The following is a 17145-nucleotide window of genomic DNA, read 5'->3' on the forward strand; positions in this document are numbered from 1 at the left end:
CAAACAGCACCACCGCGGCCTCGCGCTGCTCCGCAGACCACGAACTGCCCCGCAAACACGAAACTGCTCCCCGTAAGTCAGAACTGGTTTTTCAGTCCAACTTCCGAGGAGCAGTTCAAAAGGCGTGGTCTGCCTTTATATTCAGCTAGCGCTGGACGGCACCAAACCGCTCGGCTGCGGTGGCGACGGCGTGCTCCCGCGCCTCCGATGCCTCGTCGGCCGTGAGGGTCCGGTCGGTGGCGCGGAACCGCAAGCCGAAGGCGAGGGACTTCTTGCCGTCCTCGATCCCCTTGCCCGCATAGACGTCGAACAGGGCCACGTCCTCAAGCAGCTCGCCGGCGCCTTCACGCAGCGCTGCCAGCACGTCGTCGGCGGGGACGTCCTGCGGCACCACGAGTGCCACGTCCTGCGTGGCCACCGGGAAGGTGGAGATGTGCCGGGCCACCACGACGTCGGCCGCTGCCTCGAACAGGGCATCCGCGTTCAGTTCCAGCGCGACGGTCCGTGCCGGCAGGTCATGCGCGGCCAGGAGCTTGGGGTGCAGCTCGCCGGCGTATCCCACCAGCTCGCCAGAGCGCAGCGAAAGCTGCGCGGCGCGTCCAGGGTGGAACGCCTGGTGCCGGCCTTGGGTGACCACAAGCTCCACACCAAGGACGTCGCCTGCCAGGCGTGCGATGTCCAGGGCATCCGCCCAGTCCCACAGCCTCGGCGCGTGACCTGCGGCGGCGGGCGAATCATGGCCGGTCAGGACGGCGGCGACGTGCAGCGGCTGGTCCGGAACGCCGTCGTACAGCGCGTCCAGCACCTCATCGGTTGGCTTGACGCCCAGCGGTGGGATGGACGGCGTGCCCAGCGTGTCACCGGGCAGGAATACCATGCCGGCTTCGAAGACGGCGAGGTCGCGGAAGCCGCGGGAGTGGTTGCGCTTAGCCACCTCCAGCAGGCCCGGCAGCACCGATGTGCGCAGGTAGCCCTGCTCCTCGCTGATCGGGTTGGCAAGCTTGACCGCGGTCCGGGGTGCGCCCTCCTCGGCCACGCCAAACGTCTCATTGGCGGCCTTCGACACGAAGGGGTAGGCCAGGACCTCGGTCAGGCCGGCGTCCGCCAGGGCCTGGAGCAGGCGGCGGCGCTGCTGCTGCACGCGGGTCAGGCCACGGCCTGGAGGCGCCACCGGCAGGGTCGCGGGGATCTGGTCGTAGCCCACCAGGCGGGCCACCTCCTCGGAGAGGTCCTCCTTGGTTTCCAGGTCGGTCCGCCAGCTCGGCGCGGTAACGGTCCAGCCGGCGTCGGACTTTTCGAGAACGGCGCCCAGATCCTCGAGGGACGTGACGATCTGCTCTTCGGTGAAGTCGATGCCAATCCGGGCCGCGGGATATTCTCCCGGCAGCGCGATGGTCACCGGATCCGGGGCGGTTCCGACGTCGGTGCCCGCCTCTTCGGCGGTCCCGCCGGCCAGTTCCACCAGAAGGTCGACGGCGCGCTGGGCAGCGATGTTGGCGACCTGCCAGTCCACGCCGCGTTCGAAGCGCTTGGAGGCTTCGGACGGGAGCTTGTGGCGCCGGCGCGAGCGGGCGATGGACACTTCCTCGAAGTGGGCAGCCTCGATCAGGACAGCCGTGGTGGCGTCGGTGACCTCGGTGGACGCACCGCCCATGACGCCGGCGACGCCGATGGGGCCGGAGGCGTCGGTGATCAGCAGGTCCTCGGCGTCAAGCGCACGTTCCTTGCCGTCGAGGGTGGTCAGCTTCTCCCCCGCCACCGCACGCCGCACCACGATGTCGCCGGACAGCTTGTCCTGGTCGTAGAAGTGCAGCGGCTGGCCGAGCTCGAGCATCACGTAATTCGAGATATCCACCGGCAGCGAGATGGACCGGATCCCGGCCAGGCGCAGGCGGGAAGACATCCACGGCGGCGTGGGCCTGGTGGCATCCACACCGCGGACGGTGCGCGCCACGAAGCGGTCGCAGCCGGGCTTGCCGTAGATGGGCGCGTCGTCGTTGATCTTGACGCCGTAGCCGCCGGAGAGGACAGCCGGCGCGTTGACCTTCGACGCGGGATCGGTGAATACCGTGCCGGTGGCGTGGGCGTATTCGCGCGCCGCGCCGCGGATCGAGAAGGCGTAGCCGCGGTCCGGCGTCACGTTGATTTCCGCGGCCTCGTCGTAGAGGCCCAACAGCTCCATGGCGTCGGTCCCGATCTCGGGGTCCAGACCGATCCGGGACAGCACCAGGATGCCGTCGTGGTCCTCGCCGATGCCCAGTTCGCGGACGGAGGCGATCATGCCCGCGGACATGTGGCCGTAGGTCTTCCGCGCCGAGATGTGGAAGTCGCCGGGAAGGACGGCGCCCGGCAGGGTGACCACCACCTTGTCGCCTTCGACGAAGTTGTGGGCACCGCAGACGATGCCCTGCACACCGGACGGATCGATGCCCTTGCCGGTCAGGGTCTGCTCCTGCCCCTCGGGGACGACGCGGACCTGGCACCAATTGATGGTCTTGCCGTTGGACTGCGGTTCCTTGACCAGGCTCAGGACCTGGCCCACCACGACGGGTCCGCGCAGGGCGTCCGTGGGGCGGTGGACCGCTTCCTCTTCAAAGCCGACCTTGACCAGCTCTGCCATGACGTCTTCGGCCGTGGCTCCGGCCGGTACCTGCGCAAATTCACGCAGCCAGGAAAGTGGGATACGCACTGTTAGATCTCCATCCCGAAGTGCTCGCTGAAACGTACATCGCCCTCGATCATGTCGCGCATGTCGCCGACCTCGTTGCGGAACATGAGCGTCCGCTCGATGCCCATGCCGAAGGCAAAGCCTGAATAGACGTCCGGATCGATGCCGGCAGCCCGCAGGACATTGGGGTTGACCATGCCGCAGCCGCCCCATTCGATCCAGCGGGGCCCGCCCTTGGCGCCGGGGTGGAAGATGTCCAGCTCGGCGGACGGCTCGGTGAACGGGAAGTAGTTGGGGCGCAGCCGGATCTGGGCTTCGTCGCCGAACATCTGGCGCGCGAAGTGCTCCAGGGTTCCGCGGAGGTCAGCCATGCTGAGCTTCTTGTCGATGGCCAGGCCCTCGAACTGGTGGAACACCGGGGTGTGGGTGGCGTCGAGCTCATCGGTGCGGAACACCTTGCCCGGGCACAGCACGTAGATCGGCAGCTCCCGCTCCAGCATGGACCGGACCTGCACCGGCGAGGTGTGCGTGCGCATCAGCAGATGCGCTTCCGGCGGCTCCACGAAGAACGTGTCCTGCATTTCGCGGGCCGGGTGGTCCGGCTTGAAGTTCAATGCGTCGAAGTTGAACCACTCGGATTCCACCTCGGGGCCTTCGGCGATTTCCCAGCCCATGCCCACGAAGATGTCCGCGACGCGGTCCTGCAGCGTGGACAGCGGATGGCGGGCTCCGGCCCGGCGGCGGCGCGGGGCTGCTGTGACATCCACGGTCTCCTCGACGAGGATGCGGGCGTCGTTCTCCGCCTCGAGCTGGACGGTGCGGTCCGCGAGCGCCTTGTTAACACGTCCGCGGGATGTTCCCATCAGCTTGCCGGCGGCGGCTTTCTGATCCTTGGGCAGGCTTCCGATCTCACGGTTGGCGAGGCTGAGCGGCGACTTCTCGCCGGTGTGGGCCAGGCGGACTGCCTTGAGTTCATCGAGCGTGGACGCGCCGGCAATGGCGGCGACGGCCTGGTCCACGGCGGCGTTGATGGCGGTTTCATCCAGAGGGTTCGGGACGGCGGCGCCCGGCAAAGTTTCAGTCATCTACTGTTCTTAGCTACGAGTCGGGTGATGCCAGCGGCCGGTGCAGCCGCGCCGGTTTCCCCGGCAGCGCGTCCGTCGCTGGCACGTCTTTGCAGAAAGTCGTCCAAGGACGTCATCCAAAGACGCCATCCATAGACAAGGGCAGGCTCACCGGCGGATGGCCGGCGGGCGCTGTTTCCAGTCTAATTGACAGCGCCGGTCTAATTGACAGCGGGTGCCTGTGGACGCCTGTATTGCACCGCGGCCCGCGGCTAGCATGGCCTCATGACTCAAGGCCCCCTAACCCGGGGCCCGCTGACCCCGGGCCCGCTTACACGAGGACAGCTGACACGAGGACAGCGCCTGAGGCAGCTCGCAAACCTGCTGAACGCCTCCACGCCGCTGGGGCTGACGCTTGCCGGGCTGGCCCGCACCCGGACGTTCCGGGGTCCCCGCGGCCTGATTGTCGCCACCGGTTACCGCTGGCGGCTGCCGGTGGCTGGCGCCTTCACGGTGGGCAACGTGGTCATCTTCCGCACCGATCCTGACGCCGCCTTGACGAGCCGCCTACTGCTGGGCCATGAGGAGCGGCACAGCACCCAGTACGCCTGGTGCCTCGGGCTGCCCTTCCTGCTGTTCTATTTCGCGGCCGCGGCCTGGTCGGCCGCGCGGTACGGCGATCCGGCGTCGGGAAATCCCTTCGAGCGGCACGCCGGCCTGGAGGCCGGCGGCTACGTGGACCGGAGGCACAGGCACGACCAGAGGAACAGGCACGACGGGAGGAACAGGCATGAGTGAACCCGCGGGCCGGGCGGAAGCCCGGACTGTCGAAGTCACCGGGACCGGAACCGCGGAGGCGGCGCCGGACCTCCTGACCCTTTCCATTGGCGTGGAATGCCGGCGCGACAGCGCGGGCGATGCCTATGCCGCCGCCGGCGAGGCCTCCGCTGCCGTGACGGCTGCGCTGCGCAGCAGGGGCGTGGAGAACCGGGACATCAGGACGTCGGGGCTGAACGTCCGGGCCGACGTCGTCTGGCAGGAGGGCCGGGGCCAGCAAGTCACCGGGTACGCGGCATCCAGCATGCTGAGCGTCCGGTTGCGGGATCTTACCTCCGGCTCGGGTGTCATCACTGCTGCCGTGGAGGCCGGCGGCAACGACGTCCGCCTGGATGGCATGCAGCTCGGCTTTGCCGATGCGGCAGCCGTGACGGCACTGGCCCGCGAGGCCGCCTGGGCCGACGCGCGGGCAGCAGCCTCACAGCTGGCCGCGCTTGCGGGCGCTGAGCTGGGTGAGGTGGCCTCCGTGCGGCAGCAACCGCTACCGTCGGCGCCCATCCCGGTGGGCGGGATGCAGCGGGCCTTCGCCACGGACGCCTTGACGGTGGAAGCCGGTGAATCCGCCGTCAGTGCCAGCGTCACGGTTGCGTGGGAGCTGCGCCCCCGGTCAGGGATGCCCCCGGTGCCGCCCTAGTGAAGACTGCCGGCCGCGAGCGCGACGTCGGCTGGCTGGCTTACGCCGGATGGCTGGGACGGCTGGTTAACCGAGGTCCGGACGACGGCAGCAATCGCCGCCGCCATTGCAGCGACAGGCAGTGACGGGACAGCGCTCCCCTGCTCTACCTGGTCAGGCGCGAACGGCACGTGGACGAACCCGCCGCGGACACCCGGCCGGGTCGCGAGCTCGTGCATGAGTGTATAGAAAGTGTGGTTGCAGACGTACGTTCCCGCCGTCTGTGAGACCTCGGCGGGAACACCTGCACTTTCCACGGCAAGAAGGGCCGCCTTGATCGGCAAAGAAGTGAAGTAGGCTGCCGGGCCCGCGGGCACCACCTCCCGGTCCACGGGCCGGTTCCCTGCATTGTCCGGGATGGGCGCGTCATCGCAGTTGGTTGCAACCCGTTCCAGTGACACGCGCCCGCGGCCTCCGGCTTGCCTGATGCAGACCACCAGTTCCGGCTCCAGGTCACCGAGGGCATTGCGCAGCACACTCCCGGCGGCGCCGAACACGCAGGGCAGTTCCGTGGCCTCCACGGCGAAGCCTTCGGCCCGGAGCAGATCCCGCGCGGACAGGGCGGCCGCCCACGACGGATTCATCGGCTGGCCGCCGAAAGATTCAAAGCCGGTGAGCAGAATCATGGACCCAGCGTAGCCGCCCCTCCGCAGGAAACGCCGACGGCCGGCCTTGACTTAACTTCGAACATACATTCGAATGGAGGGCATGAGATGGGACGCACAGGCACTCAAACCCGCACAGGAAGAGGTGCCCGGGACTGCACCGCTGCTGCCCTTGGCCGGCCTGGTGCGGTCTGTGTCCACACCCGAGTTCGCCGGCGTCACCTTTCATGAGGTCACCGCCAAATCGGTGCTCAACAAGGTGCCCGCCGGCTCACGGATGCCGTTCGAGTGGACCGTGAACCCCTACCGGGGCTGCAGCCACGCGTGCGTCTACTGCTTCGCCCGCAAGAGCCACACCTACCTGGACTTCGACGCCGGGCTTGATTTCGACAGCCAGGTGGTGGTCAAGATCAACGCGGCCGAGGTGCTGCAAAAGGAGCTGGCCAAGCGCTCCTGGAACCGGCAGCACGTGGCGCTGGGCACCAACACGGACCCCTACCAGCGGGCGGAAGGCCGGTACCGGCTGATGCCCGGTATCATCGGCGCGCTGGCCGATTCCGGGACTCCGTTGTCCATCCTGACCAAGGGGACCTTGCTGGCGCGTGACATTCCGCTCCTGAAGCATGCCGCGGCGCAGGTGCCTGTGGGCATCGGGATCTCCCTCGCCATGACGGACGAGCAGCTCTCCGAGGCCATCGAACCAGGCACGCCCGGCCCCAGGGCCCGGCTTAAGCTCGTGTCCAGGCTCCGGGAAGCCGGGCTGCCCTGCGGGGTCATGGCCATGCCCATCCTGCCGTGGCTTTCGGACAGCGACGAGGCCCTGGACTCCCTGTTCGCCTCACTGGCGGCCGCGGGTGCCACCGGTGTCACGGCCGGGGCGCTGTATCTGAAGCCCGGCACCCGGGAATGGTTCATGCAGTGGATCGCCGCCCGGCATCCGGAACTGGCGGGCCGCTACCGCAGGCTGTATGGCACAGGCTCGTACGCGTCCAAGGAATACCGCACCTGGCTTGCCGGCAGGGTCCGCTTCTTCAAAGCCCGGCACGGCTTCACCGGCTCGCACGGGTTCAGCCACCGGGACGTCGAGGATTCCCCCGTCGACGATCCCCGGGGCGAGGAAGCTGCCTACCCGGAGGGAAGCATTCCGCAGGATCGCTCAGGGCAGGCTAGGTCGGCGCAGCACGGGCCGGGGCAGCACGGGTCCGGGCAGCATGGCCACGGCAGCGCCCGGACGTCCCAGCCCACACTGTTCTGAGCCCTGCCGCGCCCAGCCAAAAGCGCCTCCACCAAGAGCGCTCCAACCAAATAAGAGGAGGGCAGGACGGTCACCGTCCTGCCCTCCTCGGGTTTCTGCGACACGCTCCGCAGTACGCCCGTTAGCCCTAGCCGGTCAGCCTGAGCTGATCGGTCAGCCTTAGCTGGCCGGAATCACCAGGCCCTTGAACTCCGTCTGGATGAAGTCCTTCATCTCCTGCGACGTCAGGATCTTGTAAAGCTTCTGCACCCGGGCGTCGTCCTTCTTGTCCGCATTCACGGCGAGGACGTTGTAGTAGGCGCTGTCCTTGCCCTCGACCAGGATCTGCTTGTCAGTGCTCAGGCCGGCCGGCAGGGCGAACGCCAGGGTGACAATGGCGGCGTCCTTGTCGTTCAGCGCCTGCGGGAGGCTGGCGTTCTCGATCTCCGTGAACTTCAGGTTCTTCGGGTTGGCCGTCACGTCCTTGAGCGTGATGGGGTTTTCCGTCACCTCGATGAGCCCCTTGGACGCGAGCAACTTCAGGGCGCGGGCCTCATTGGTGGGGTCATTGGGGATGGCCACCGACGCGCCCTCAGGTAGGGCGTCCACGCTCTTCACCTCGTTGGAGTACAGGGCCATCGGCGGCAGGTATACCTTTCCGACGCTGACCAGGTTCTTCCCCGAAGCCTTGTTGTACGTCTCCATGAACGTCGTGTTCTGGAAGAGGTTGGCGTCAATATCGCCGTCGCTCACGGCAGGGTTCGGCGTGTTGTAGTCGCTGAACTCCTTGTATTCGACCGTGAGGCCTTCCTTGGATGCGAGCTCCCGCTGGACGTGCTTGAGCATGTCGCCGGCGGGCACCGCGAGGGCACCTACCTTGATGGTCTCCGAGGCGCTGGAGGAGCTTGGGCTGCCACAGGCAGAGAGGGCCAGGACGGCGAGGGCTCCGGCAGCAGCGGCCTTGAGGATGGTGGATCGGATCATGCTGGACTCTTTCAGGATGGAGCGGATGGGGGTGAAAACGCGTGGCTGAGATCTGGTGTCAGCGGTGGGACAGCCTGCGGGCGGCAAAGTTGCCCAGCGACTGGAACAGCTGGACCAGGAGGATCAGCAGGATGACGACGGCGAACATGTACTCGGGGCTGTAGCGCTGGTAACCGTAACGGAAAGCCACATCGCCGAGCCCGCCGCCGCCAACCGCACCCACCATGGCTGAGTATCCGATGAGGCCCACAACGGTGGTGGACAGCCCCAGCGCCAGTGCGGGGACCGCCTCGGCAACCAGTACCTTGGTGAGAATCGTCCAACGGGTGGCGCCGAGCGACTGGGCTGCTTCAACGAGGCCCTTGGGCACTTCGCGGATGCCGATTTCCACGAGCCGGGCGAAGAACGGAATGCCGGCGATCGCCAGCGGTACGATCGCCGCCGTCGGACCGATAAAGGAGCCGACCAGCAGGCGGGTGAAGGGAATCAAAAGGATCATCAGGATGATGAACGGGATGGACCGGCCGATGTTCACCACGACGTCCAGCACCCGGTTCACGGCGACCCCCAGGGCACGGCTTCCGAACGGCCTGGCCAGCAGTCCGTGAGCCTCGGTGGTAACCAGCAGCACGCCGGCCGCGAGCCCGAAGAGAACCGTGAGGAGCAGGCTCACGCCTACCGTGTAGAAGGTCTCCCCGGCGCCCTTGAGGATGGTGTCCAGCAGGTCGGCCCAAAAGTACGGATCGTTACGGTCGATCACTTGATTACCTCCACATAAAGTCCTTGGGACCGCAGGTCGGCGACGGCGCCGGACACGGTCCTTGCATCGCCCGGCAGTTCCAGCCGGGTCCGCCCTGCCTGGCGGCCGTGGATGGTCTCCACGGCAGCGCCCAGGATTCCCACGTCGATGCCGTGCTGGCGTGCCAGCTGAGCTATGACCGGCCGGTCCGTGGCCACTCCGGTGAAGGTGATCTCCACGACCGCGTTGGAGGTAGGCGGGATGTCGCCCAGGGGGAAAAGTGCCTGGCCAAGCAGGGACTTCTCCGTGGTGAGCAGTTTCTCGACGGAACCCTGCTCCAGGATCCGCCCCTGGCTCATGACGGCGGCCGAATCGCAGATGCGCTTAACCACGTCCATCTCGTGCGTGATGAGGAGTACGGTCAGGCCCAGATCCTTGCTCAGCTGCCGGATCAGGTCGAGGATCTGGCGTGTGGTGTCCGGGTCCAGCGCCGAGGTGGCTTCATCGCTGAGCAGCACGGACGGGTTGGACGCCAGCGCGCGGGCGATGCCGACGCGCTGCTTCTGCCCGCCCGACAGCTGGGCGGGATACGCATCCGCCTTGCCGTGCAGATCCACGAGTTCAAGGATTTCCAGCGCGCGGGTCCGCCGCTGAGCCCGGCCCGCACCGGTAATCTCCAGCGAGAGCTCAACATTCGCCCGCACGGTGCGCCCGCTAAGGAGGTTGAAGTGCTGGAAAATCATGCCGATCTCGTGGCGGGCCTGCCGCAGCTCCATGCCGGCCAGCTTTGTCATGTCCCGGCCGCCGACGTGGACGGTTCCGGAATCCGGCTGTTCCAGGGAGTTGATGGTGCGGATCAGGGTGCTTTTGCCTGCGCCGCTCTGCCCCACGACGCCAAAGATTTCGCCCTTTTTCACGGACATTGTGACGTCGTCGAGGGCGCGGACCTTCGCGGCCCCGGAGCCGTAGCTCTTGACGACACGGCTCACGGATATCATGCGGTTCCTTCAGGGCTGGGCGCGGAAATCTCCCGGAACTGTTCAAGGAGTGAGACACCGCGGGGGTGCCCAGCATGTAATTCTGCCCAGCAGCTCCGCACGGCAACAAATCCGAACAATCAGCTCGAGGAGAGCCGTGAAGGGTGGTGTTAATTTCCGCGGAGAGAGTTTGCGCGGCTCGCTGCGGCGACGCTGGCGAGCAGCGCCCGGACAATCGGGAGGTCGGCCGGAATCCAGGGCAGGCTGAGAGCTTCGTCACCTTCGCTGATGCTGACCCAGCGGAGTTCATCGTGATCTTCGAGCGGCCGCGGTTCGCCGTCTGCCACTTCCGCGAACCACACCCGCATCGCGGCCTTCTCGTTCAGGGGCCAGCCGGCTGGCCCGGGCGCCACCAGCTCCGCCCCAAGAACGACGGCGATGCCGAGTTCCTCGCGCAGCTCCCGGTGCAGTGCACTCTCGGGGACCTCGCCCGGTTCCACTTTGCCGCCCGGGAATTCCCACATGCCGGCAAACTGCGGAGGCGCCGTACGGCGCGCCACGAGAAGCCGGACGGGAGCGGACAACGAGTCCACCACGGCCCCGCCGACGACGTTAATCAGTTCAGTCACCGGTCCAGTTTAGGAGGGCGCAGGTTTTTCATGAGGCGGGCCCGCCCGGCCCGGAATATTCATCCCGCCGGAAGCTTGTTAAAATCAGACATAACAGTGGCAACGAGGCCTACTCCGCAACTCCCCTTCGAAAAGCAGGCACATGATTTCCACTGTCCAGGCTCCCCCCACGCCCAAAGCCGCCACGAACATCGGACCCGCCATTCTTGCGCTGGCCATGGGCGGCTTCGGCATCGGTGTCACCGAGTTCGCCATGATGGGACTGCTCAAGGAGGTCGAAGTCGGACTCCGGATCAGCACCCCCGAGGCCGGGCACCTGATCTCGGCCTACGCCCTGGGCGTCGTCGTCGGAGCTCCCGTACTTGCCGCTGTCGGAGCGAAATTGCCGCGCAAGTTCCTTGCGCTGGGGCTCATGCTGTTCTTCAGCGTTGCCAACCTCTCCTCGTTCATCGCGCCCGATTACGCGAGCATGCTGGTCTCCCGGTTCGCCGCCGGCCTGCCGCACGGCGCGTTTTTTGGCGTGGCCGCGGTCATCGCCGCTTCCTTGGTGGCGCCGACCAAGCGGGGCTGGGCCATCTCCATGGTGATGGCGGGGCTCACGGTTGCCAACGTGGTCGGCGTCCCCTTCGCCACCTGGCTCGGCCAGGCCTTTGGCTGGCGCCTGCTCTTTGTCCTGGTGGGACTGCTGGGACTGGTAACCCTGGCACTCATCTGGAAATTCGTTCCGTTCCAGAAGGCGCACGCGGACGCCAGCATCCGCAGGGAGCTGGGCGCGCTCAAAAGAGCGCAGGTCTGGCTGGCCATCCTCATCGGCATCGTCGGATTTGGCGGGTTCTTCGCCACGTACACCTACATCTCCCACACCATGACCTCCGTGGCCGGGATCCCCGCCGCCCTGCTGCCGTTCGTGGTGGCCCTGTACGGCCTGGGAATGGTGGCCGGCAACATCGTCGGTGGCCGGATTGCGGACAAGTCCGTGATGGGGACCATCTACCGCGTCCTGCCGGGAATCGCCGTCGCACTGGTGGTGTACGCCATGGCTGTGCACTGGCCGTGGTCGGCCTTCGTCATGGTGTTCGTCGTGGGTGCCGCCGGGTCCATGCTCGTACCCGCCCTGCAGACCCGCCTGCTGGATGCGTCTCCCGATGCGCCGTCGCTGGCGTCCTCGCTCAACCATGCCGCCCTGAATGTCGCCAACGCCCTGGGCGCCTTCCTGGGCGGTTTGGTGATCGCCTGGGGCTGGGGCTACGTTGCCCCCGCCCTGGTTGGCGCCGTTCTCGCCATTCTCGGCCTGATCGTGGCCCTGTTCAGCGGCCTGCTGGAACCCAAAAAGCCGCTGGCTCCGTAACAGCAGTCACGGAGCCAGCGGCCCAGAATTGCAGGGGGCGGCCTGGCGTCAGCAGCTAGGCGCCTGGGTCGCCCGCAAGGGCGGGCCCGCTGGCCACCTGGGCGCGGCGGATGTCTGGCTCCAGGTAGATGACCCGCGCGATGGGAACGGCCGAGCGGATCCGGGCCTCGGCGTCGTCAATGGCCTTGGCAATGTCCAGCCCGGAATCACCTGCATCCACGCTGATCTTGGCCGCCACGAGCAGCTCCTCCGGGCCCAGGTGCAGGGTCTTGAGGTGAATAATGGCTGTGCCGTCCGCCTCGATGGCGCGCCGGATCCGGCCGACGTCGTCCTTGGTTGCCGACTCCCCCAGCAGCAGGGATTTGGTTTCCATCGCCAGGATGACGGCAATCGCCACGAGCAGCAGACCGATCATCCCGGTTCCGATTCCGTCCCAGATGCCGTCGCCGGTCAGCAGGGTCAGTCCCACGCCGAACAGGGCGAAGACGAGGCCCAGCAGCGCACCGAAGTCTTCGAGCAGGATCACCGGAAGCTCGGGCTGCTTGGCGGTCCGCACGAAGCTGATCCAGCCCTGGCTGCCGCGGATGTGGTTGGCTTCGCTGATGGCCGTCCGGAACGAGAACGACTCGGCGATGATGGCTCCCACCAGCACGGCCAGGGGCACCCACCAGAAGTCGCCTTCTATGGCGTGCGGGTGCTGGATTTTTTCCCATCCCTCATACAGGGCGAACAGGCCGCCGACGCTGAAGAGCACGATGGAAACGATGAACGCATAAATGTACCGCTCGCGTCCGTAGCCAAAGGGGTGTTCCGGGCTGGCGGCCCGCTGTGCGCGTTTTCCGCCGACCAGCAGCAGGATCTGGTTGCCGGAGTCCGCGACTGAGTGGATGGCCTCAGCCAGCATCGACGAGGAACGCGTCAACAGGAACGCGACGAACTTCAGGACAGCGATGGTCAGGTTGGCGGCCAGCGCCGCCACAATCGCCTTGGTACCGCCATTTGCAGACAAGGGAGCCTCACCTCTTCACGTGGAAATTTCAAACGGATGGGACAGAGCGGCATGGAACCGCCGTATAGGAAATACCGTACCGCTCCGGCACTTGACAGGCCCCGGACGGGCACCGGACAGGGCTTCAGACGCCACGAAAAGAGCCAAAAGTAAGCCTGCTGACAAATAATCACGCGCTGTGTTAGCTTGAAGCCATATCGGGACTGATAAGAATCGATCCCGACGAATATGAAGGAGCAGACAATGGGATTTCTTGCTTGGATTATTCTCGGCCTGATCGTAGGCGCAATCGTTAAAGCCGTCATGCCCGGCAGGGTCGGCGGCGGCTGGGTCACCAGCTTGGTTCTGGGCGTCGTTGGCGCCATCGTTGGCGGCTGGATCGGCAGCCTTCTCTTCGGCAAGGGTGACCTGGCGTTCTTCGACCTTGGCACCTGGATCCTCGCCATCATCGGCGGCCTCGTAGTCGCAGGTATCTACGGCGCAATCACCGGCCGCAGCCACAGCACCCGGGCACCATAACAGGCCCGAATCACAGGCACTGGGCTGCAACAGGCCCAGGCCCATAACAGACAAATCAGACAGGAGCGGGGGCCCACCGGACGGTGGGCCCCCGCTTCTTCGTGTATTGCTGCCGACGCTGTCCACGAGCGGAGTTTTTGTCCACGTGTCGCGACTAAAAGTGCCCTTTGCGGCCGATATCTGTACAACAACTCCAGCACGCTAGGCGGGCTGCTGGGACCTCGCACTGGCGTAGAGGCAAACGGTGGCGGCCGTCCCGAGATTGAGGCTCTCAGCGGCGCCATAGACCGGCACGGCCACCCGATGGTCGGCAAGCGCAAGCTCGTCCTCCGAGAGCCCTTGGGCTTCGTTGCCGAAGAGCCAGGCCGTGGGGTTTTCCAGGGCGTAGTCAGAGCCGGCGGCCGAAGCGCCAAGCCGGCGTGCGGCGTTCTCGTCCTGCAGGCGGTCGAGGTTCAGCTGCCCGTAGCCATCCGCTGCCAGCACACCGATCCCCCGCTCCCGGCACATCGCAGCCAGCTCGTTGACGTCAGCGCCGAGAACCACTGGAAGGTGGAAGAGGGAGCCGGCGGTGGAGCGGACCGCCTTGGGATTGTAGATATCCACGCTGGAACCGGTGAGGACCACGGCATCGGCGCCGGCGGCGTCTGCGGCCCGAAGCACCGTCCCGGCATTCCCGGGATCGCGGACCTGGCAGAGCACGGCAATCAGCCGCGGTCCGGCGTCGAGCACGTCCGCCAGCTCGACATCCACGAAATCGCACACCGCAACGATCCCCTGCGGGGTTACGGTGTCCGCCATGGCGGCCAGGACGTCGTCCGTGGCGAGGCGGGCACTGGTTTCCAAGGCCAGCTCTTCAAACTCGGGGTACCGGTCCAGGCAGGCCTCGCTGGCGTACACCTCGCGGACGATGCCCGGCTGGCCCGCAGCGATCCGCTTGCCGTGAAGCACCAGGGCCTCACGTACTGCCTGCGGGCCCTCGGCCAGAAACTGCCGGCGCTTTAAACGTGCCGGGCGCCCTGCAAGCTTTGCCACGTCCCTGACCCGATCTGCTCGGGGATTGGAGAGTGGAAAGTCTTGCGGGCGCCCGGTTTCGTTCATATAAGAAACCTTAGTGGCTGTTGCCACCGGTCCTTGAACTGGGAGTTGCCTGCTTACTCAGCAGCTGCAGCAACCGGCTTCTTCGCAGCGCGTGCGCGGGTAGCCTTGGCCTTCGGTGCAGCCTCAGCCTTGGCGGCCGGAGCGGAGGTGTCTGCAGGCAGGGAGTCCTTGGCAACCTGGACCAGCGCAGCGAAAGCGTTGGCGTCGGAAACGGCGAGCTCGGCCAGCATGCGGCGGTCAACCTCAACCTCAGCGGCCTTCAGGCCCTGGATCAGACGGTTGTAGGTCAGGCCGTTGGCGCGGGACGCAGCGTTGATGCGCTGGATCCACAGGCGGCGGAAGTCGCCCTTCTTCTTCTTGCGGTCGCCGTAGCTGTACACAAACGAGTGCAGCAGCTGCTCTTTGGCCTTGCGGTACAGGCGTGAGCGCTGTCCACGGTAACCTTTGGCGCGTTCGAGGATAACCCGGCGCTTCTTGTGGGCGTTTACCGCCCGCTTCACACGTGCCACGTGCGTACTCCTTTAAAAATCTGATCCCAAGCGACTACTGCCGGTGACCGGCTGGCCTGAGAAGGCTAATTAATAGTTGACTGCTGCCAGGTGGCAGTCAGTCAGAATGCTTGGAAATTAGATGCCGAGCATCTTCCGGATGACCTTGGCGTCGCCCTTGAAGACGATCTTGTCGCCGGCAAGGCGGCGGGTCAGCCTGGAGGACTTGTGCTCGAGGTAGTGGCGGCGGTTGGCCTGCTGGCGGCGCAGCTTGCCGCTACCGGTCAGCTTGAAGCGCTTCTTAGCACCGCTGTGGGTCTTCATCTTCGGCATGGGAACCGATCTCCTTACGTATCCGCGGACAATGTCCGCAGTTCTATCGTGCAGCCGCCCCTGCGGGCGGCATGCTGGTTGCTGACTGCCTGAAGGCGATGCCTTCCGCAGTTTCGAACTAGGTGGTCTTCTTGCCCGCCGGCTTCGGCGTGGGCCGGGGCGCTGCGGGTCGTGCAACAGGCTTCGGCGCTGCCGGCCGGGCCACCGGCTTGGGCGTGGCCGGGGCAGCCGCAGGCTTCGGCGCTGCCGGAGCAGGCGACTCAGCTACGGGAGCCTTCGGCTCAGCAGGCGCTGCCGCCTTCGGTGCTGCGGGGGCTGCCGCTCGGGGAGCAGCGGGGGCTGCCTTGGGTGCTGCGGCCTTGGGTGCTTCGCGCTTCGACTCGGCCTCCTTGGGTGCTGCCGCAACCTTGGGTGCTTCGGCAACCTTGGGGGCTTCCGCGGCCGGAGCTGCTTCGGCCGGAACCGAGGGCGCTTCGACGGCGGCTTCCGGAGCGGCTGCCTCAGCTTCTGCCGGGGCGTCTTGCGCAGGGGCCTCCGTGGAAACCTGGAAGCCTTCCGGCAGAAGGTCCGCAAGCGACTGCGTCAGGGGTGCCTGATCGTCACCGGACGTGTCCACGCGGCCTGCGGCCTTGGCTTCATTCTGGGCCTTGGCTTCTGCACGCTGCGTTGCGCGGCGCGCTTCGGCCTTAGCCTCCGCCTTGTTCTTCAGCGGGCCGATGACCATGACCATGTTGCGGCCGTCAATGCGGGGGCTGGACTCAACCACGCCGACCTCACCGACATCTTCCGCGAACCGCTGGAGCAGGCGCAGGCCCATTTCGGGACGCTGCTGCTCACGGCCGCGGAACTGGATCATGGCCTTGACCTTGTCCCCGGCTCCGAGGAAGCGGAGGGCGTGGCCGCGCTTGGTCTCGTAGTCATGGGTGTCGATCTTCAGGCGGAACCGGATTTCCTTCAGAACCGTGTTGGTCTGGTTCTTCCGGGCCTCACGGGCCTTGACCGCGGCTTCGTACTTGTACTTGCCGAAGTCCATCAGCTTGCACACCGGAGGCTTGGCCTGCGGTGCAACTTCAACGAGATCCAGGTCGGACTCGGCAGCCAGACGCAGGGCATCCTCAATACGGACGATTCCTACCTGTTCGCCGGCAGGGCCGACCAGCCGCACCTCAGGGACGCGGATACGCTCATTGATTCTTGGCTCGCTAATGTTAAAGCTCCTGTGTTCGTGATGGGTGTACCACCGGCAAAATAGAGAAGGCCCCCAATTGCCGGAGCAATCGAAGGCCTCAAAGGATCGGATGTGCACATCCCGCGAGGGACTGCACGCACTTCCCCAGGCTCCTGCCCGGTGAACCGCCCGACCGTTACCCGGCAACCTTGCTTCCCTAAAACCCCAGGGAAAACGGCTGACGCGGGTGGGAGAGAACTCCGCTTGCAAACTGAATATCAATTCTACATAAAGAAGCCCGCTTACCGCACATTGGCGGCAGTGGGTCTCATCCACGGCAAAATAACGACATCCAGTCGGTCTGTGACAAGCTTACCAGTATGAGCACTCCAGACAGCAATTCACACGTCTACCAGGCGCCTGGCGCCGGGGACGACGTCACGCAGCAAATCCGCGACATCTCCGAGGTTCCTGCGATCGAGGTCATCACCACGGCCGCCGTGCACCTCATGAGCGCCTCGGCCGTGAAGCTCGGCCTGGCCGCTGAGGAGAACGCCGCTGAGCTGAAGGACCTGGATGAGGCCCGCAAGCTCATCACCGCCCTCGCCGGCCTGGTGACGGCGGCCGCCCCGGAAATCGGTTCGCAGCATGCCGGGCCGTTGCGTGATGGCCTGCGGTCACTGCAGCTCGCCTTCCGCGAAGAGTCGATCATTCCGGATCCTCCGGGCAAGGGTCCCGGTGAGAAGTTCACCGGTGCAGTGAACTAGAGATT

At 66.1% G+C, this 17145-nt stretch carries 18 protein-coding genes; 6 read left to right on the forward strand and 12 right to left on the reverse strand.

Annotation, left to right across the window (positions count from 1 at the left end; genetic code table 11):
* Positions 1–145 precede the first annotated feature (145 nt).
* Together pheT and pheS are read right to left on the reverse strand one after the other, a co-directional pair.
* Positions 146–2689 (reverse strand): phenylalanine--tRNA ligase subunit beta, encoded by a 2544-nt coding sequence (pheT, locus tag ACTHQX_RS02285; RefSeq protein WP_440158630.1) that lies wholly within the window; start codon positions 2687–2689, stop codon positions 146–148.
* 2 nt (positions 2690–2691) lie between these two features.
* A complete protein-coding gene (gene pheS / locus ACTHQX_RS02290) occupies positions 2692–3753 on the reverse strand; it encodes a phenylalanine--tRNA ligase subunit alpha (protein ID WP_440158629.1) in 1062 nt (353 codons plus the stop codon).
* A 264-nt stretch (positions 3754–4017) separates the two neighbouring features.
* Here pheS and ACTHQX_RS02295 point away from each other — a divergent pair, with 264 nt between their 5' ends.
* Both ACTHQX_RS02295 and ACTHQX_RS02300 read left to right on the forward strand, forming a co-directional pair.
* On the forward strand, positions 4018–4530 hold the full coding sequence (locus tag ACTHQX_RS02295) for a hypothetical protein (protein ID WP_440158628.1): 513 nt from the start codon (positions 4018–4020) through the stop codon (positions 4528–4530).
* On the forward strand, positions 4523–5203 hold the full coding sequence (locus tag ACTHQX_RS02300; RefSeq protein WP_440158627.1) for an SIMPL domain-containing protein: 681 nt from the start codon (positions 4523–4525) through the stop codon (positions 5201–5203). Before ACTHQX_RS02295 ends, ACTHQX_RS02300 begins: the two co-directional genes overlap by 8 nt.
* Here ACTHQX_RS02300 and pcp read toward each other — a convergent pair.
* On the reverse strand, positions 5200–5868 hold the full coding sequence (pcp, locus tag ACTHQX_RS02305; RefSeq protein ID WP_440158626.1) for a pyroglutamyl-peptidase I: 669 nt from the start codon (positions 5866–5868) through the stop codon (positions 5200–5202). The two genes, ACTHQX_RS02300 and pcp, sit on opposite strands and share 4 nt — an antisense overlap.
* Positions 5869–5950: 82 nt before the next feature.
* Here pcp and ACTHQX_RS02310 point away from each other — a divergent pair, with 82 nt between their 5' ends.
* Positions 5951–7102 carry an Rv2578c family radical SAM protein gene (locus ACTHQX_RS02310; RefSeq protein ID WP_440158625.1) on the forward strand — a complete coding sequence of 384 codons (1152 nt, stop codon included), beginning with the start codon at positions 5951–5953 and terminating at the stop codon, positions 7100–7102.
* Between the two features lie 159 nt (positions 7103–7261).
* Here ACTHQX_RS02310 and ACTHQX_RS02315 read toward each other — a convergent pair whose 3' ends face one another.
* From ACTHQX_RS02315 to ACTHQX_RS02330, 4 genes are all read right to left on the reverse strand, one after another.
* A complete protein-coding gene (locus tag ACTHQX_RS02315) occupies positions 7262–8065 on the reverse strand; it encodes a MetQ/NlpA family ABC transporter substrate-binding protein (protein WP_236807905.1) in 804 nt (267 codons plus the stop codon).
* A 58-nt stretch (positions 8066–8123) separates the two neighbouring features.
* On the reverse strand, positions 8124–8825 hold the full coding sequence (locus ACTHQX_RS02320) for a methionine ABC transporter permease (protein WP_236807904.1): 702 nt from the start codon (positions 8823–8825) through the stop codon (positions 8124–8126).
* The gene (locus ACTHQX_RS02325; protein WP_440158624.1) at positions 8822–9802 is read right to left on the reverse strand and encodes a methionine ABC transporter ATP-binding protein; all 981 of its coding nucleotides are present in this window, start codon (positions 9800–9802) and stop codon (positions 8822–8824) included. Before ACTHQX_RS02325 ends, ACTHQX_RS02320 begins: the two co-directional genes overlap by 4 nt.
* Positions 9803–9951: 149 nt before the next feature.
* A complete protein-coding gene (locus ACTHQX_RS02330; RefSeq protein WP_440158623.1) occupies positions 9952–10410 on the reverse strand; it encodes a (deoxy)nucleoside triphosphate pyrophosphohydrolase in 459 nt (152 codons plus the stop codon).
* A 142-nt stretch (positions 10411–10552) separates the two neighbouring features.
* Between ACTHQX_RS02330 and ACTHQX_RS02335 the strand changes: the two genes are divergently transcribed.
* Positions 10553–11758 (forward strand): MFS transporter, encoded by a 1206-nt coding sequence (locus ACTHQX_RS02335; protein WP_440158622.1) that lies wholly within the window; start codon positions 10553–10555, stop codon positions 11756–11758.
* 55 nt (positions 11759–11813) lie between these two features.
* On the opposite strand, the gene ACTHQX_RS02340 is transcribed toward ACTHQX_RS02335, so the two are convergent.
* Positions 11814–12767 carry a cation diffusion facilitator family transporter gene (locus ACTHQX_RS02340; RefSeq protein ID WP_440158621.1) on the reverse strand — a complete coding sequence of 318 codons (954 nt, stop codon included), beginning with the start codon at positions 12765–12767 and terminating at the stop codon, positions 11814–11816.
* A gap of 243 nt (positions 12768–13010) precedes the next feature.
* Between ACTHQX_RS02340 and ACTHQX_RS02345 the strand changes: the two genes are divergently transcribed.
* Positions 13011–13286 (forward strand): GlsB/YeaQ/YmgE family stress response membrane protein, encoded by a 276-nt coding sequence (locus tag ACTHQX_RS02345; RefSeq protein WP_003798714.1) that lies wholly within the window; start codon positions 13011–13013, stop codon positions 13284–13286.
* Positions 13287–13487: 201 nt separating this feature from the next.
* On the opposite strand, the gene ACTHQX_RS02350 is transcribed toward ACTHQX_RS02345, so the two are convergent.
* The 4 genes from ACTHQX_RS02350 to infC form a co-directional block, all read right to left on the reverse strand.
* Entirely contained in the window at positions 13488–14384 is an 897-nt protein-coding gene (locus ACTHQX_RS02350) for a TrmH family RNA methyltransferase (RefSeq protein WP_440158620.1), read from the reverse strand.
* 53 nt (positions 14385–14437) lie between these two features.
* The gene (rplT, locus tag ACTHQX_RS02355) at positions 14438–14893 is read right to left on the reverse strand and encodes a 50S ribosomal protein L20 (protein ID WP_111904720.1); all 456 of its coding nucleotides are present in this window, start codon (positions 14891–14893) and stop codon (positions 14438–14440) included.
* Between the two features lie 117 nt (positions 14894–15010).
* Positions 15011–15205, reverse strand: a complete 195-nt coding sequence (gene rpmI, locus ACTHQX_RS02360; protein WP_009358635.1) for a 50S ribosomal protein L35 — start codon at positions 15203–15205, stop codon at positions 15011–15013.
* A gap of 118 nt (positions 15206–15323) precedes the next feature.
* Positions 15324–16370, reverse strand: coding sequence for a translation initiation factor IF-3 (gene infC, locus ACTHQX_RS02365; protein ID WP_236807898.1), 1047 nt, complete (start codon positions 16368–16370; stop codon positions 15324–15326).
* A 383-nt stretch (positions 16371–16753) separates the two neighbouring features.
* On the opposite strand from infC, the gene ACTHQX_RS02370 reads away from it, so the two are divergent.
* Positions 16754–17140, forward strand: a complete 387-nt coding sequence (locus ACTHQX_RS02370) for a DUF1844 domain-containing protein (protein ID WP_003798723.1) — start codon at positions 16754–16756, stop codon at positions 17138–17140.
* Positions 17141–17145: the final 5 nt, after the last annotated feature.

The organism is Arthrobacter sp. SAFR-023 (assembly GCF_051965295.1).
Taxonomy (GTDB): Bacteria; Actinomycetota; Actinomycetes; order Actinomycetales; family Micrococcaceae; genus Arthrobacter.